Here is a 16,511-nt window from a genome sequence, read left to right as displayed (position 1 = left end):
CATCAAATTATTTGGATTAATTTAATAGTTTGTTTTTTTGTCGTGGTATGACGTGAGCTATCCGTCATCTGTCATTAAGCAGCAAGAAAAAGTGAGTAAATAACTATGAAAAACAATACATCACCTTTCAAAATCGGCATCTCGTCTATTGGTGCCCATCTGACCGATCCGACCACCGGTAAGAAATCCACAGAGCAGGAACGCGTCAGGAATTTAATTGATATGGCTGTTCAGGCTGAAGCTGCAGGCCTTGATATTTATGCTCTGGGCGAAAGTCACGAGAAGGGATTTGTCAGCGCTGCGCATACCGTGATATTGGGCGCTGTCGCTCAGGCGACGAAAAATATAACGCTGATGAGTTCTGTTAGCGTAATCAGTACCCTCGATCCGGTAAGACTGTTTGAGGATTTTAGCACCCTGGATCTCATCTCAAACGGCCGTGCGGAAGTAGTGGCTGGCCGCGGTTCGCGGATCGGCGGTTTTGGTCTGCTGGGCTATTCGCCCAATGATTATGAAGCGCTGTTTGATGAAAAATTGGAACTGCTGACCATGATAAATGAGGCTACGGCAGGGCAACTTCCCCTTAGCTGGCAGGGAAAATTCCGGGCACCGCTGACCAATGCTCGCGTCTACCCGCAGCCGCTACGTGGAAAACTTAAAATATGGCATGCGGTTGGCGGCCACAGCAGCAGTGCTATTGCGGCAGCAAACCGAGGCATGCCGATGGTACTGACGACGCTTGCCGGAAGTTCTCTGAACTTTAAAACAACCGTTGAAGCATACCGACGGGCAGCACTGGCCGCTGGTTATCAGTTAAAGGATATGCCGGTGACCACGACCAGTTGGTTTCATACCGCGAAGACGGATGAGCAGGCGGTTAAAGGGTTCTATCCGTATTTTAACGGGATGATGAAAGAGTTGAGATCGGATTCTGTACCGATTGATTTTCTCTACCAGTCACTGGCCGTTGATAATGCCATGATGATTGGTTCAGCCGAAACGATCCTTGCCAAGATGAAATATCAATATCAGTTGTACCAGCAACAACAGTTCCTGGCTCATGTGGATACCGGGGCCTTACCGTTCGAGCTGGTGCAGAATAATATCGATGTACTGGCTAATCTGATTGCACCTGAGTTGAGAGAATTTATTGCCAGTGAAGCGGTGTTAACCTCAGCGGGAGGATAAAGCGTATGACTGGCTTCTGATAATCAATAAATACGAGACGCATCAATGCCAGGCGGGTTTGTTTGATTACCTTTCTGGCATAATAAACTGGATGAGTGACTTTTACTGGTTTATAAATCCAACATAATAATGATGTTTATCACTGCGTAGGCTGTGAGTTTGCTCACCGAAATGGCTATAGATATTGAATAACATTTTCATCTGGGTTATCAATTTGTAATCAGATTATTATTCTTTAGAAAACCATGAGGTCGAGATGCGAGTTGTCGTACTGGGTAGTGGTGTTATCGGTGTGACTAGCGCCTGGTATTTAAACCAGGCCGGACACGATGTGACCGTCATTGACAGAGCTGCAGGCCCGGCCCTTGAAACCAGTGCCGCTAATGCGGGTCAAATCTCACCCGGCTATGCTGCCCCCTGGGCCGCACCAGGTGTACCACTCAAAGCCATCAAGTGGATGTTTCAGCGCCACGCCCCTCTTGCCATGCGGCTTGATGGCACCCCTTTTCAGTTACACTGGGTCTGGCAGATGCTGCGCAATTGTGATGCCCGGCATTACAAAGAAAATAAAAGTCGGATGGTGCGACTGGCAGAGTACAGCCGCGACTGTCTGAAGACCCTGCGTCATAACACGAATATTCAGTATGAAGGTCGCCAGGGAGGAACGCTCCAACTCTTTCGCACGACTCAGCAGTTTGACAATGCCGCCAAGGACATAGCGGTTCTGCAAGAGGCGGGAGTTCCTTTTGAGCTGTTAGCGGCTCATGAACTCAGTCGCGCTGAGCCTGCCTTAGCGGAAGTCACCCACAAACTTACCGGCGGGCTCCGTTTACCGAATGATGAAACCGGAGATTGCCAGCTCTTCACCCAAAACCTCGCAAAAATGGCTGAAGCCGCAGGCGTTAAATTTCGTTTTAACTGCCAGATTGATCGCTTGTTATATGAAAATCAGAAAATCTACGGTGTAAAGTGCGGCGATGAAATTGTGAAAGCAGATGCCTATGTAGTCGCGCTGGCGGCTTATTCCACAGAGTTGCTGAAGGATATCGCCGATATTCCTGTTTATCCTCTCAAAGGTTATTCTCTGACGTTGCCGATTAAAAATGCCGCTGCTGCACCGGTATCAACCGTGCTAGATGAAACTTATAAAGTGGCTATTACTCGTTTTGATAATCGCATTCGTGTTGGCGGGATGGCGGAGATCGTGGGTTTCAACCAGGGGTTGCTGGAAGCCCGTCGACAGACGCTGGAAATGGTTGTTAACTCCCTTTTCCCCAACGGTGGATCCGTTGAACAGGCGACGTTCTGGAGTGGATTACGCCCAATGACTCCGGATGGTACGCCGATTGTCGGCCGGACCCCCTATAACAATTTGTGGATTAATACCGGCCACGGCACGCTTGGCTGGACGATGTCTTGCGGTTCAGCCCAGTTGCTGAGTGACTTAATGACAGGGATAACACCTGCGATTGCCTTTGATGATTTAGCGATAGCGCGCTATTCACCCGGTTTTACCTCTGCACATCCGCATTCTTTATCGCGAATTTATCAGTAAGGAGCAGGCATGGCCCGTCCACTTGTTGCCCGGATTGACTTGGGTGCGTTAGGTAATAATCTGGCTGTCGTACGTCGTGCAGCCCCGCACGCACGCATCTGGTCAGTGGTGAAGGCGAATGCTTACGGCCACGGTCTCGACAGGGTTTGGTCAGCGCTGAGCCAGACGGATGGCTTTGCGATGCTGAATCTTGAGGATGCAATCCTATTGCGAGAGCGCGGCTGGAAAGGCCCGATACTGATGATGGAAGGCTTTTTTCAGCCCGATGAGCTAAGAATATTTGATAAATATCGTCTTACTACAGCGCTACACAGTAACTGGCAGCTCAAAGCGCTGGAAACGGCGAAATTGTCCGCGCCAATTGATGTTTATTTGAAAATCAATAGTGGCATGAACCGCCTCGGATTTTCTCCCTCCTTGTTGCCAACCTTATGGCAGAAACTTGAAAACACATCCAATGCCGGGCATATAACCCTGATGACACACTTCGCCGATGCGGAGTCGCCGGAAGGGGTAACCGCGCCATTACAGTGTATTAATCAGGCAGCAGAAGGACTCGATTGCCCGCGCTCGCTGGCAAATTCTGCCGCAACACTGTGGCATCCTGAGACCCATTATCAGTGGGTACGACCGGGTATTATTCTCTACGGGGCTTCACCCAGCGGTCAGTGGCAGGATGTCGCGACTACCGGCATTCAGCCGGTGATGAGTCTGGAAAGTGAGATAATTGGTATCCAGCAATTACATACAGGGAGCAGAGTGGGCTATGGCGGTCGTTTTAGTGCCACAGAGCCGCTACGGATTGGTATCGTTGCCGGAGGTTACGCAGATGGTTATCCGCGTCTGGCTCCTGATGGCACGCCGGTTTGGGTAGAGGGTGTACGTACCCGGACGGTGGGTAAAATCTCAATGGATATGCTGGCGGTGGATTTAACATCTTGTGAACACGCGGGTATTGGTAGCCGGGTAGAATTATGGGGTAAGCAGATTAAGATTGATGATGTTGCTGCCAGCGCCGGTACTGTAGGCTACGAGTTAATGTGCGCCCTGGCACTACGTGTCCCGGTTGTGACACACTAAAAAGACTGGGGCAGTGAAGTTCTGCCCCAGCCAGTTTAATCTTCGGTTGCCATCATTCGTAAACCAATTTTACGCACCTGGCTTTCTTCTTTTTCGGCGACCGTCCAGACCATACCCGCGAAGGTAATCTGATCGCCAACGACAGGTGCCGATCCCAGCATAAATTGAATAAACTCGGCTAATGATTGCTGGCGGTTAATATCATCGGTGAGTTCCAGGCCGTAAAGCGTGGCAACATCATCCAAAGGCGCGCTGCCCTCAAGAATAAAATCACCAAAGAAAGATTGCTGAAGCTCTGCTGGAGGAGACTCGCTAAACAGCTGACCCAGTACCGGCAAGTCTTGTTCACGCCCAATCACACAGAGAATATCGCCCTCTTTAAGTCGCGTTCTGCCCGTGGGATGTAATAACTTATCATGGCGGAACAACGCAGCGACCTGGGTTTCCGGAGGCATGGGTAAATCTTGCAAGGCTGTACCGATACACCATTTGTCAGCACTGATCTGATAGATAAATTGCTCCCATGTACTTTCAGGATGGATATCTATTCCCGCACGTGAAATCGGCAGCCCTACAGGTGGAACCACAACTCTGGCTTTTTTAGCGGCCCAGCCCAGTGAGGTACCCTGTAGCAGTAAAGAAACCAGCACCACAAAAAAGGCGATATTGAAGAATAAGCGGGCATTATCCAGCCCTGCCATCATTGGGAATACCGCCAGAATAATCGGTACTGCACCCCGCAGCCCAACCCAGCTAATAAAGACCCGTTCGCGAAAATTAAATCCCCGGAAGGGCAGTAGCCCGGCAAAAATGGAGAGAGGGCGAGCAAAGAAAATCATCCAGGCAGAAAGCAGTAGAGCCGGAACCATAATCGACAGTAAATCGGAAGGATTCACCAGTAGCCCGAGAACCAGGAACATACCGATTTGTGCCATCCATGCCAGGCCATCAAAGGTTTGTAAGATACCAAAGCGGTTACGAATAGGGCTGTTACCCATGACAAAACCACAGAGATAAACAGCCAGAATACCGCTACCTTCCAGGGCGGTAGTCACGGCAAAGACCATAATGCCACCGCTTAATGCCAGCATAGGATATAAACCCTGAGGGACAGTGATGCGGTTGATCATTTGCAGTAACAGGTAGCCGCCACCGATACCCAATAATATTCCAAGTCCGAACTGCTGAATGATATGAACTAAAAACATCCAGTCTAGCCCAACCTGGTGAGCCTGAATCATCTCTATCAGGGTAATCGTCAGAAAAACGGCCATAGGATCATTACTTCCTGACTCAATTTCCAGCGTGGCGCTGACACGTTCATTGAGCCCTTTACCGCCAAGTAGTGAAAAAACGGCAGCAGCATCGGTCGACCCGACAATGGCACCAATCAGTAAACCTTCCAGCCAGTGAAGATGAAACAGCCAGGCAGCGGCCATACCCGTGAGTCCGGAGGTTATCAGTACCCCGACCGTGGCGAGTGAGAGGGCGGGCCCTAATGCGACACGAAATGAACTGGCCTGCGTTCGCATGCCGCCATCCAGTAAGATAACGGCCAGCGCGAGGTTACTGACCAGATAAGCAAGCGGATAGTTATCAAAGGGGATCCCTCCCAGCCCATCAATACCGGCCAGCATGCCGATAAGCAGAAAAATCACCAGAATGGGAATACCAAGGCGCGAGGAAAAAGAGCTTAACAAGATACTGCAAGTGACCAGAACGGAACCTAAAATAAACAGACTAATGATTGTTCCTGCATCCAAGATATTGAATCCCCCATAACGTATTTTTATATGTTGTTATAAATAATATCACTAAAAACAATAATCAAGCGTATCAAAAAAGGCTTTAAATGCTGGCTTATACAGCTAAAACCGGGTGGCCACTTAACGTGAGTGAAGCCTGTTTTCCATCATGAACTAACTCCCCATGGGCACCCAGTGGCAGAGTGACCGTTTTGGGTTCATGCCCAAAAGATAAACCGGATAAAACGGGGATCGTCAGACGTTGTTGTAAGAGCTGGCACATGGCAGCAAAATCATACCCGTCATCGTAATCAGTAAGCGTCGCACCGTTAAAACTGCCCAGAATAAGTGCTTTCTGACGATCAAGAATACCGGCATGGTAGAGCTGGAGTAACATTCGTTCGACACGAAACGGATGCTCATTAATATCTTCCAGAACCAGAATGCCACCGTCAATATCAGGTAACCATGGCGTGCCTATCAGGGAACAAATCATAGCCAGATTCCCCCCCCATACCGTACCACTGGTCTGCAATGCTTGAGCATCGCACGTCCAGCTCACCGTAAAGCGAGGGCTACTGATGGCTTGCCAGAAATGATGCCAGGTAAAATCATCCAGGGTTTCAGCACCAAAGTTTCCAGCAAGCATCGGGCCACTGAACGTAATGGCTTCGCACTTCGCCAGTAGTGCAGCTTGAATAGCGGTGAAATCACTGTGCCCGCAGATTACGGGCATTCGGGCGTGTAACGCTGCAGCAAGCTCTGGATAATTAATATGTTGCAGCAATCGGCTGGCGCCATAACCACCACGTACTGCCAGCACGATATCCGTCTGACTCGGCAGACGGGAAAGAGCGTCAATTTCTGCTAATCGCTGTTCATCACTTCCGGCGAAGCGCTGGAAACGGCGGGTAATAACCTGTGGATTACTGACCTGATGCCCGGCTTGCTGCAAACGTTGTATTCCGAGCGTGGCGGCAGCTTGATTAATGCAGTAACCAGAAGGGGCAATAAGCTGAATCAGAGACATTAACATTCCTTACTGAAAATGAATTCGTTATCATGCCGGGAACAGTGAACGTTGTCATGACGGCATAGGTCTGATTATCAAATTTTAAGTCATCTGACACTGTTCTCTGGCAGTACCAACAAGCATACACAATGATTCAGGGCATCGACCCGCAATTAAGGATATATGACGTGAAACTAACGGGATTACTTGTTCTGATTCTTATTCTGGCCGGATGCTCCAGCAATACCCCCACCAAACAGGCTGAATGGGATCCGACTGTGCCAGTCCGAGGTGCCCTGACCTGGATGCCTGTTTCCGAACAAACCGGGCAGGAATGGGGAGTAAATCCGCGGGTGATCACGGCCATTATTGCCGTTGAAACGGGCGGTAACCCGCGGCTGGTCAGTGCCTCAAATGCCATCGGACTGATGCAGATTAAAGCCTCGACAGCAGGTAAAGATGTTTATCGCCATATGGGACTGTCCGGGCAGCCTTCCGACGCTGAGTTAAAAGACCCGGTGCGTAATATTACCATCGGAACCGCCTATTTAAGCGTACTGGAAAATGGCATTCTCAAAGGCATTAATGACCCGGAAGTGATGCAATACGCGCTGGTGGTCTCTTATGTTAACGGTGCCGGAGCTATGTTACGTACTTTTGATAATGACCGTCCAACCGCTATCGCTAAGATTAATCGACTGAACGTTAATCAGTTTATGCGTCATATCGAAAAAAATCATCCTGCGCCCCAGGCTCCGCGTTACTTATATAAAATAACGCGTGCTATGGAAGCGCTGTGATTATTTAACGCGATTCGCTTTTTCGCGAGCAGTATGCTCAAGGGAAAAGATGATTTTCTGCAGTTCCCGTTCAAGGGCTGAGTTAACATTTAAGAAACGGAAACTCAGACGTGGGGTGGTGATAGTTTCATTTTTACTGTCCACCACCTTGCGTTCTGAAATAGTCACCAGCCTCATATCAAAATAAAATTTTCCCCACTGCGCCAGATCCATTTCGACTTGAGTAAAGTTTGTACCCTCAGTCAGACTCTCAGGCACGGTACCTTCAACCAAGGCACCGAGACCGCCCAGAGACAGATCGCAAAGACGAAATATAAAGGGTTCATTGTCAGGCAACAGGGTGCGGCAATAATAACGCGGTTGCATTGGCGCAGTGATACGAAAATACTCTCTGCGCTGAACAAACCACAGAGAAGAGGGCAGAGCCGAACTGAATGCAGGCAAGTTTTGAAAGGTTTCTATGTTTAAACCCGGTAGCGAGAACTCAACTTTTGCGCCGGCAGTTTCAGCAGAAAAATCGATATACATTGCTTGTTGCACTTTTTGGTTTTCGCTGTTCTGGCTTCCAAAGTCGAGGATAAAGCGCTCTGGAGTCACATCCAGAATTTTACTGATAAACTGGCCAAGTGGCCATGTTAGCCTGATGGCAACCTGACTCCGCTGCAGGTCACGAAGTACGCCCATAACGGCGAGCGGAGATTGTTTCAGAAACTGCTCGTGATAGTGACTCAAGACTAACGCCCTTAAATTGCTGCAAATGAGATGACCAAGAGATAATATCGGCAAAATGTCACTAATCTTCAAAGTATTTTCTCATTCATCAGATATTATTTCTCATCAGACTGCTTTTTGAGTTTCAGGAGGTCAGCAGATAGAGACTGAACCCGTGAAATCCTGACCTTTTGATTCAAACCTCTGCTAGCCTCAGCCCTCGCCGTTAAATTTTATAGTCTATGTTTTTTGCTATCGCTTTCTCTGCGTCACTCAAGAGTGCGCTATCCATTTCGTCAAGAATGATGGTTTTTGAGTTGATCTCTCTGATTTTAAAATATTGATTATTTTCAATTAAAACCTCTTCCTCATAAAATTTTTCCGTATATTTTTCAATGGAATGACCCGATTTCTTGATATTAAATTCATATATTACTGGTCTGCGGGTGTTAATGAAGGGAGTGGAAAATCTTGTTGCAACCTCTTTATTTTTTGAGCAAGACAAAAAGGCTTTACTGGTGACCAGTTGGTCTTTCTTCAGGCTGTTAAATTGTTGATTAGTTAAAGTTGTCCCTCTATAGACCACGCCTTTGTAAGGCGGTATTTTCTTCAAGGCATCGTGGATATCATCGATGATTTTTACCATGGGAGCTCTTAAAAAAGGAGTCAGGTGATTTTCAGGCATTCCTTCGCTCATAAATTCGTTAATATCGTCGGAGCCAGTACGGCCATATGTATGTAGAGCATAGCGTTCATTGGAGGTCAAAGCTTCAGTAGGTGGGGTGACTTTAGGGGGTTTCCGCCCAAAACCTATTTTTTTATTAACGTAACGGAGTTCGCCAGGCGTTTCTGAATGAAATTTGCCATCAGAGTGAAATCTAAAATACAAACTCTTATTTTTTTCATCTTTAATAACATATCTATTTTTAATATCAGGGTGAGATGCTATATGGTGTATTTCAACAAGGTTACCATTGATTTTTAAATATTTTTCCCCACTCGGACTATGCCTTAACCCCATTTTGTCGGGCAGGGAAAGGTCATCTATTTTTACATCCCCGGCATACATTCCGGGGGTTATTCTATTTTTCATCTCCTTTGACATGTAAGAGGGTTGTTTTTTATTGACTAGTGATGGATTTGTTTTAAATGTGATCTTTTCTATTTTCTCATTTGCATCGAGAATACTTTTCATTTCAAAATCATTTTCTTTAATTCTGTGCTTACTTCCCGTATTCACACGGACGGTTAATTCATGATTATTACTGTTATATTCGAGTTTTAATTTATCTATATTTTTACGGTGCTGATGGCTGAGTGTTCTGTAGGAACCAGATTTTGTCTGGTAATGATGACCATAACCATTTTTTTTACCTGAAGGCAGATGACCCGGATGCATAACTTTTGCTATACATTGTATTGTGATGAATAAATCAAGAAGTTTAAAAAACTTCATAACCCTGGGCTCTTGATTATATTCAATTTCTACGGGTTGGTTGAAGTAGTGTCTCAGTACAGCTAATTTATCTTTATCTGAGTAGGATACTAAGGTCTTTTTTTGTAATCCTTCGATTTCGAGCGTGCTGTCTGTGGTATATATTCCGCGAAGTGACTGGTAAAACATTTCTGCTGAGCGTAGAAGATACTTCTCACCCTTAGTTTTTAGATTATGTTCTAAATCCCGATAAAGTAGATTCATCAGGCGAATAGCTTCATCACCTTTGTACCAGCCTTCGGGAAGATTATGCATACCACCAATATTTTTTTCGGCTAATAAAGAGGTCAGAAAGGATTTATGTGCCTCATAACGAGAACCATATACGGCAGAATGTCCTTGTTCATTTTCGAACCAAAAAACACTTCTGATAAGATTGCCTGCAATCTGACTTTCCACTGATGGATAACCTTCACCTCTGGAGTCTGGTGTAAATGTCAGTACAGGTAGCGATTCTACATAATTTTTGAATGTTAATTTACTATTATAATCAGATCTATCAATTGCTGATTTAATATAGTTATCGTGTTGTAATTTAAATGTGTTACAGACATTCTCGTAGCCGTATTTAATTTCAAAATTATCTATCAGGTGTTTTGATTTATCTATCAGGTAAATTAAATGTTCGATGCTTCTGGTACCCGATGGACTTGAAGGAAATGTTTTCTCTGCTTCAATGGCAAGGTTGTTTAATTTATCTACTATTTCTCTTATTGCTGCTTTCTCTTTACTATTGGTGATAGTGGAAATTAGTTCATTTGTGCTATTCGTAAGATTTTCAGATAAAAAATGCCTGTCCGGAGTGTTTACCGATTCAGAGTTTTTTACAGATAAAGATACAGCATCAGCACCTGGGAATTTTAGTGGGTCATACCGGGAGAAAATATCACCTGCTTTATACAATGCATTAATGACAGGGCTAAGAAGGGTGTTAAAATCATCATCGCTATGAATTGTATTGCCAGAAGGCTGAAGAAAAACATTTCTGCCAGAGATAAAAGAAGGCTTATCTAATGGTGCATCGTTAAGCCTGACTTGGCTGAGGAGTAATAGCATAGGAACGATCACACTCTGGGATGGTGCTCTGTGCTGAAATGATAGTGAACGCCATTCGCCATAATAATTTATTGCCTGACTAATATTATTTCCAAAACTGCATATTTCATCCGGAACAGATAAATGCTCAGATGTTATATTTTGAGCCGAAATAGTGTTGTTTTTGATATTTTTATATTGATACGTACCGGATGATACTCTATGTTGTGTTGATGATACTGGCATAGCTAATTCCTTTTTTAAACTGATGGGGCGTAATAAAAAATATTTTCAATTGGATGACTATCAGCTACCAGCCTTTATTCAGAGAACATATGAACTGCTGGTATAATAATGTTATATATGTTGAATGGATGTTTTTAAAAGTGGTGGTGTTTTATATCTTGATGCCTGTTTTTAAACAACGGGAGAACAGCAGGAGAAAATTGAACTCGTGAGCCTTTAAGAATTTATATTTTTGGCTAAAACTTTATCTTCTTCACTTAAAAGTGAGCTATCTATTTCGTCAAGAATAACCAGACTTTCGCCGGAAAAGTTTAGCTTGATCTTTCTGATATTAAAAAATTGATTGCTTTCAATCAAAACTTCTTCCTCATCAAATTTCTCTGTATACCATTCTATGGAATGGCCCGATTTATTGATATTAAAGTTAATCAGCAAGTGGTGATTCTTATCAGTATTCTGAGGTTTTGTTAACGAGCGAGAGAGTTTTCTTGCTTTTTCTGGACGTTTTGCGCAAGATAAAAATATTCTACTGGTGATTAGCTGGTTTTTCTTAAGGCTATTCAATGTTTCTTTATCTATAAAAATAGATTTAAAGACGTTTGATTCATAAAGAGGCATCTTAGGCAAAGCATTTTGAATATCATCGATTGTTTTTACTATGAACCCCCTTAATTCGGGAGAGTGGTAATTTTTTGGCATTCCTTCCATAATGAATGTTTTGATGTCATTATGGTCGGCAAGACCATATGTATACAGTGCATGTCGTTCATTAGTGGTTATTCCAACGGAATCAATTATCTTATTAATATTAAGTCTCTCAGTGATGTTTTCTGGATAAAATTTCCCATCCTCTCTGAATCTTAAATACAAATTTTTGTTTTTATTTGCTTTGATATAATATCTATTATTTATGTCTGGAAGGAGTGTTATGTGTGTTGTTTGAATGAAGTGTTTATTAATTCTTAAGTATGTATTGCCCTTGTTATCATATCTTAACCCCATATCGTCAACCCCACAAATATGGTTTCTCTTTATATTGTTTGCATACATACTTGGTCTTATTCTGTTCTTTAATTCCTTAGAAGTAGAAGAACGATTTTTTACACGCCTTAATGATAATATTGGTTTGAATTTAATATTTCCTATCATTTTATTTTCACTAATAATTTTTGCCATTTTTACGTTATTTTCTTTAAGTTTCCCTATTTTTACACTCGTCGCATGAATAGTTAATCCCTGAGTGTTACTGTTATATTCAAGTTTTAAATTTTCTGTGCTTTTGCATTTCTGATCGTGACTATCTGTTCTCCTGTCCGGCAGGTGACTGTCATACATGACTTCCGTTATACACTGTATTGTTACAAGTAAATCAAGTAGTTTAATAAATCTCATGCCATCAGGTTTTTGATTGTATTCTATATTTATAGGTTTCTTAAGATGTTCTCTCAGGAAAAGTAATCTATTTCTGTCGGCATCCTTTAGCAGGAGTTTCCTGCCTGTAGTTGATAGCGTGCTGTCTTTGAAAAGTGATTCACGATATGACTGGTAAAATATCTCTGCTGATGGTAAAAGATACATCGCTCTTTTATTTTGTAGCTTAAATTCTAAATCCCGAAAAAGTAGATTCACCAGGCGGAGAGCTTCATCACCTTTGTCCCAGTCAGCGTGAAGATTATTTACGCTATCAATTTTTTTCTCGGCTAATAAGCATATCAGCAAGGATTTATATGCCTCATAATGAGAACCATATTCAATGATATTCTCCAGAATATGTTCAAATCCAAATACACTTCTGACAAGACGGTCAGCAATCTGACTCTGGACTGATGGATAAGGATCGCCTCTCGAGTCCGGAGTAAAAATCAGCGGAGGTAGTGATTCAATATATCGGTAAAATATTGATTGGCTTTCTATATCAGATATATTATGTGCCATTTCAATATAATATTCCCTCTGTGAACTCAGCATTTTGCAGATGTTTTCTTGTCCGTACTTTATCTCAAATTTATCTATGATATTTTTTGATTCATCTATTAATGAAATTAAATAATTTATTTTATTATCCGTGTTGGAATTATATGGGGATTCTTTTTTTGCTTTAACGGTAATGCTGTTTAATTCATTTATCATTTCTTTTATTGCTATTGATTCTTTATCATTACTTAGACTGGATATGAGTTCAGTGACTTTTTGGAAAATTTCTTTGGAGAAAAATGGGTTGTCCTTAATTATTACTGATTCTGGAGTGGCTACAGATAAAGATTCGACGCTAGCGCCTGGAAATATCAGTGGGTCGTATTGTGAGATAAACCCCTCTGTTTTATATAGTATATTTAACACAGGATCGAGGAGGGTGTTAGAGTGATTGTTTCTGTTATTTTGACGATTTATATTATCGGTAAAAGGAAGAGATAGTTTTCCGTCAGAGATAAATGATGGTTTACAGGTAAGCTTGATCTGGCTGAGAAGTAGTAACACTGGAACGACGATACTCGGTGATGAAACTTGATCCTGAGATGACAAGTCATGCTGTTTTTCATAAGAGTTAATTATTCTGCTAATATTTTTTCCGAAGCGATATATTTCATCCGGAAGAGTAGACTGGGTTAGGCCTCTGCTCTGAACTGAAGAGGTGTTGCTATTGATACTGGCATGAAGTTTATTCTGGTAAGATCCAGAGATTATTCTGTGCTGTGATGCTGAGACTGGCATGGTTAATTCCTTTTTTAGTATGAAGGCGTTTAATAACAATAAAATCACGTCTGGATATTAATCAGTTAACTATTGTTTCTCAGAGGTATTTTAACTACCAATATCGATTTCATATTAAAACATTATACGGGCCACCATGTTCTGATGGTTAAATGTCAAAATCTATATTTTTGGCGAGAGCTTTTTCTTCATTGCTTAAGAGCGAACTACCTATTTCGTCAAGAACTATCTTTCTATCATCTGAACAGAAATCTTTAATTTTAAAATATTTATTCCTTTCAATCAAAACCTCTTCATCATGAAAGTTTTCTGTATACCACTCTAAGGAGTGCCCTGATTTTATGATATTAAATTCACATTTTATTATGTTTAAGATATCTGAATCATTTAAAGGATTGGCAAGGTTGGGCGAAAGGCTAAGCGCTTTAAGTTCTCTATTTGCCACTTTGATATTTTTTGTACAAGATAAAAATATTGTACTGGTGAGTAGCTGGTCGTTCTTCAAACTGTTAAATTTCTCGGCATTCATTATAATATATTTATAGACAACTCCTTTATAAGGCGTTATTTTATCCAAGGCATGTTGAATATCATCGATAGTTTTTATCATGGATGTTGTTGAGTTTTTTTCAACTCCTTTAATTATGAAATTGTTGATGTCATTGGGGCCGGTGCGGCCATATGTCCGCAATGCATGTCGCTCATCTGAGGTGAGTGGCTCAACGTCAGATGTTATTTCACCGAAATCTATAATCTGACTGGCAGCCTGTTGTTCAGTAACATCTTCTGGGTGGAATCTCTCATCATTTCGATATCTTAAATACAAATTGTTATTTCCCTTATCTTCCACAACATATCTATTATTAATCTCAGGGGGATATGCTATATGTTGTATCCTGACGATTCCTTCATCGATTTTTAAATATTTGTTTCCAGAATCGTCATGTATTAAACCGAATCTATCAGGTTCGGAGAAAGTGTAATTATCTTTGCTTTTCACATACATCTCTGAAGTTATCAGTGAGTTAACCTTCTCGGATATAGAAGAATGGTTTTTTATACTCTTTAATGATGGAGTTGGTATGAATTTTATTTTGTTAATTATTTTATTTTCTTTGATGATTTTCTCCATTTCCAAATTATTTTCTTTAATATTTTTGCTTCTTCCACTCGTTGGCGTTATGATTAATTCATGAGTGGTACTATTATATTCAGCTTTCAAGTTTTTGGCATTTTTACACTGCTGATAACTACGTATGGGATTAATATCAGTTGGTTTATGATGATAATCTTCGTAATCTGATTTTATAAAAATCGGCATGTTACTTGAATAATGTTCTCGTGATCGATAACTACCGCAGATATCATTTATTATTATGGGGGCATGGGCGAAGTGCATTACTTCCGTAATACACTGTATCGTGGCAAGCAAATCAAGTAACTTTAAAAATCTTGGATTATCAGGCCGTTGATTAAATTTGATTTCAATTGGTTTCTCGAGTTTTCTTATCAGTAAAGAGAATTGTTGACTGAGGGAAATAGATTTAAAGATTTTTTCATTTCTTTCTTCAGCTGATAGCGATTTGTCGTTGCCAAGTGCATCGTGATAGAATTCACTACACATCTTTGCTGGTTTTAAAAGATACCGCCATCCCTGATTATTTAAATTGAGTTCTACATCCCGAAGAAGTATATTTACCAGACGGATATCTTCATCATTTTTGTCCCAGTGTTCGGGAAGGTCATCTATATGAGAGATTTTTTTTTCGGCTAATAAATTTGTCAACAGGGCTTTATATGCATAATGTTGAAAACTATATACGTTAGTCTTCCTTTGCGTGTCACCAAACCCAAAAACACTATGAACAAGATTATCTGCAATATGACTTCCGAATGACGGATAGTTACCGGTTCTTCTTTCCATAGCAAGATATGTCCGGGGTGTCCCCTCCCGATAATATTGAAAGGTACACTGACTCTCAGCATCTGATATGCTATCTGCCATTTCAATATAATATTCTCTCTGAAATCTAAGCGTTTCACAGAGAGCTTCTTGTCCATATTTTATCTCAAGTTTATCTATAATATATTTTGACTCCTCTATTAAGAAAATAAGATGATGGATGTTTTTGTGCCCTGATGGATTTGAAGGGAATTTTTCTTCTGCTTTAGTTGTCATGTTATTTAATTCACTAATCATTTTACTGATTGCTGTTGACTCTTTATTATTGGTGATGGTGGAAAGAATTTCGTTTACCTTTTTAGCCAAGTTTTCAGATAAAAAATATTTATCATGAATTGTTATCGGCTCCAGGGGCGTTGCAGATGTAGATGCAGCGTCAGCGCCTGGAAATCTTAGTGGGTCATATCGGGATATTATTTCACCTGTTTTATACAATGCGTTTACGACAGGATTAAGAAGGGTGTTAAAACTATTATCGCTGCTATCCGAATAGACTTTATTTTCAGAAGAAAGAAGTGATATGCCTCTATCAGATATAAAAGAAGAGTTGTCAGATTGGTGACCAGTAAGCCTGATCTGACTGAGAAGTAGCAGTGCTGGAACGATTACATTCTGTGATGAGACTCTATGTTGAGGCGTCAGCACGTACCGCTGTTTATAAGAGTTCATTGCCTGGTTAACATATTTTCCAAAATGACATATTTCATCCGGAATCGCTGAATGATTTGATATTATATGCTTAACTTCAGAGGTATTACTTTTGATATTATCATACTGCTTATTTTGATAAACCCCGGATGAAGCTCTGTGCTGAGTTGGTGATACAGGCATAGTTAATTCCTTTTTAAAAGTAAAGAGACTTAATAAAAAGATGTTTTCGTTTGAATGACTTTCAGTTAACTGCTATTACTCAGAAAAATCATGGGCTACTGATGTCAATAGAATTTAATTAATAGAGGCTAACAGAAA

9 protein-coding genes and 1 pseudogene are annotated in these 16,511 nt (G+C 41.8%); 4 read left to right on the top strand and 6 right to left on the bottom strand.

What is annotated here, in order from left to right:
* The first annotated feature begins 105 nt into the window (after nt 1–105).
* The 3 genes and pseudogenes from M2387_RS04365 (at nt 106) to dadX (ending at nt 3,823) form a co-directional block, all read left to right on the top strand.
* Complete coding sequence (locus M2387_RS04365; RefSeq protein ID WP_259047409.1) at nt 106–1,188, top strand: LLM class flavin-dependent oxidoreductase; 1,083 nt, start codon at nt 106–108, stop codon at nt 1,186–1,188.
* Nucleotides 1,189–1,429: 241 nt separating this feature from the next.
* Nucleotides 1,430–2,743: pseudogene (locus tag M2387_RS04360) on the top strand (D-amino acid dehydrogenase); the annotation flags it as partial.
* A 9-nt stretch (nt 2,744–2,752) separates the two neighbouring features.
* Nucleotides 2,753–3,823, top strand: coding sequence for a catabolic alanine racemase DadX (gene dadX / locus M2387_RS04355; RefSeq protein ID WP_259047407.1), 1,071 nt, complete (start codon nt 2,753–2,755; stop codon nt 3,821–3,823).
* Between the two features lie 35 nt (nt 3,824–3,858).
* Here the strand turns inward: dadX and M2387_RS04350 are convergent, their stop codons facing one another.
* Together M2387_RS04350 and ldcA are read right to left on the bottom strand one after the other, a co-directional pair.
* The gene (locus M2387_RS04350; protein WP_259047406.1) at nt 3,859–5,586 is read right to left on the bottom strand and encodes a potassium/proton antiporter; all 1,728 of its coding nucleotides are present in this window, start codon (nt 5,584–5,586) and stop codon (nt 3,859–3,861) included.
* A 97-nt stretch (nt 5,587–5,683) separates the two neighbouring features.
* Nucleotides 5,684–6,598, bottom strand: coding sequence for a muramoyltetrapeptide carboxypeptidase (gene ldcA / locus M2387_RS04345; RefSeq protein ID WP_259047405.1), 915 nt, complete (start codon nt 6,596–6,598; stop codon nt 5,684–5,686).
* A 170-nt stretch (nt 6,599–6,768) separates the two neighbouring features.
* On the opposite strand from ldcA, the gene emtA reads away from it, so the two are divergent.
* Nucleotides 6,769–7,380 carry a membrane-bound lytic murein transglycosylase EmtA gene (gene emtA, locus M2387_RS04340; protein ID WP_259047404.1) on the top strand — a complete coding sequence of 204 codons (612 nt, stop codon included), beginning with the start codon at nt 6,769–6,771 and terminating at the stop codon, nt 7,378–7,380.
* Here the strand turns inward: emtA and ycgR are convergent, their stop codons facing one another.
* The 4 genes from ycgR to M2387_RS04320 all read right to left on the bottom strand — a co-directional run bounded on the left by ycgR (nt 7,381) and on the right by M2387_RS04320 (nt 16,373).
* Nucleotides 7,381–8,112 (bottom strand): flagellar brake protein YcgR, encoded by a 732-nt coding sequence (gene ycgR, locus M2387_RS04335; RefSeq protein WP_259047403.1) that lies wholly within the window; start codon nt 8,110–8,112, stop codon nt 7,381–7,383.
* A 205-nt stretch (nt 8,113–8,317) separates the two neighbouring features.
* Nucleotides 8,318–10,867, bottom strand: a complete 2,550-nt coding sequence (locus M2387_RS04330) for an ADP-ribosyltransferase (protein ID WP_259047401.1) — start codon at nt 10,865–10,867, stop codon at nt 8,318–8,320.
* Nucleotides 10,868–11,083: 216 nt separating this feature from the next.
* Nucleotides 11,084–13,579, bottom strand: a complete 2,496-nt coding sequence (locus M2387_RS04325; RefSeq protein WP_259047399.1) for a hypothetical protein — start codon at nt 13,577–13,579, stop codon at nt 11,084–11,086.
* A 148-nt stretch (nt 13,580–13,727) separates the two neighbouring features.
* On the bottom strand, nt 13,728–16,373 hold the full coding sequence (locus tag M2387_RS04320) for an ADP-ribosyltransferase (protein WP_259047398.1): 2,646 nt from the start codon (nt 16,371–16,373) through the stop codon (nt 13,728–13,730).
* Nucleotides 16,374–16,511: the final 138 nt, after the last annotated feature.

This window comes from Klebsiella sp. BIGb0407, from assembly GCF_024807845.1.
Taxonomy (GTDB): domain Bacteria; phylum Pseudomonadota; class Gammaproteobacteria; order Enterobacterales; family Enterobacteriaceae; genus JGM124.
The sequence above is the reverse complement of the archived record's forward strand: the minus strand, read 5'-3'. Positions and strand labels throughout refer to the sequence as shown.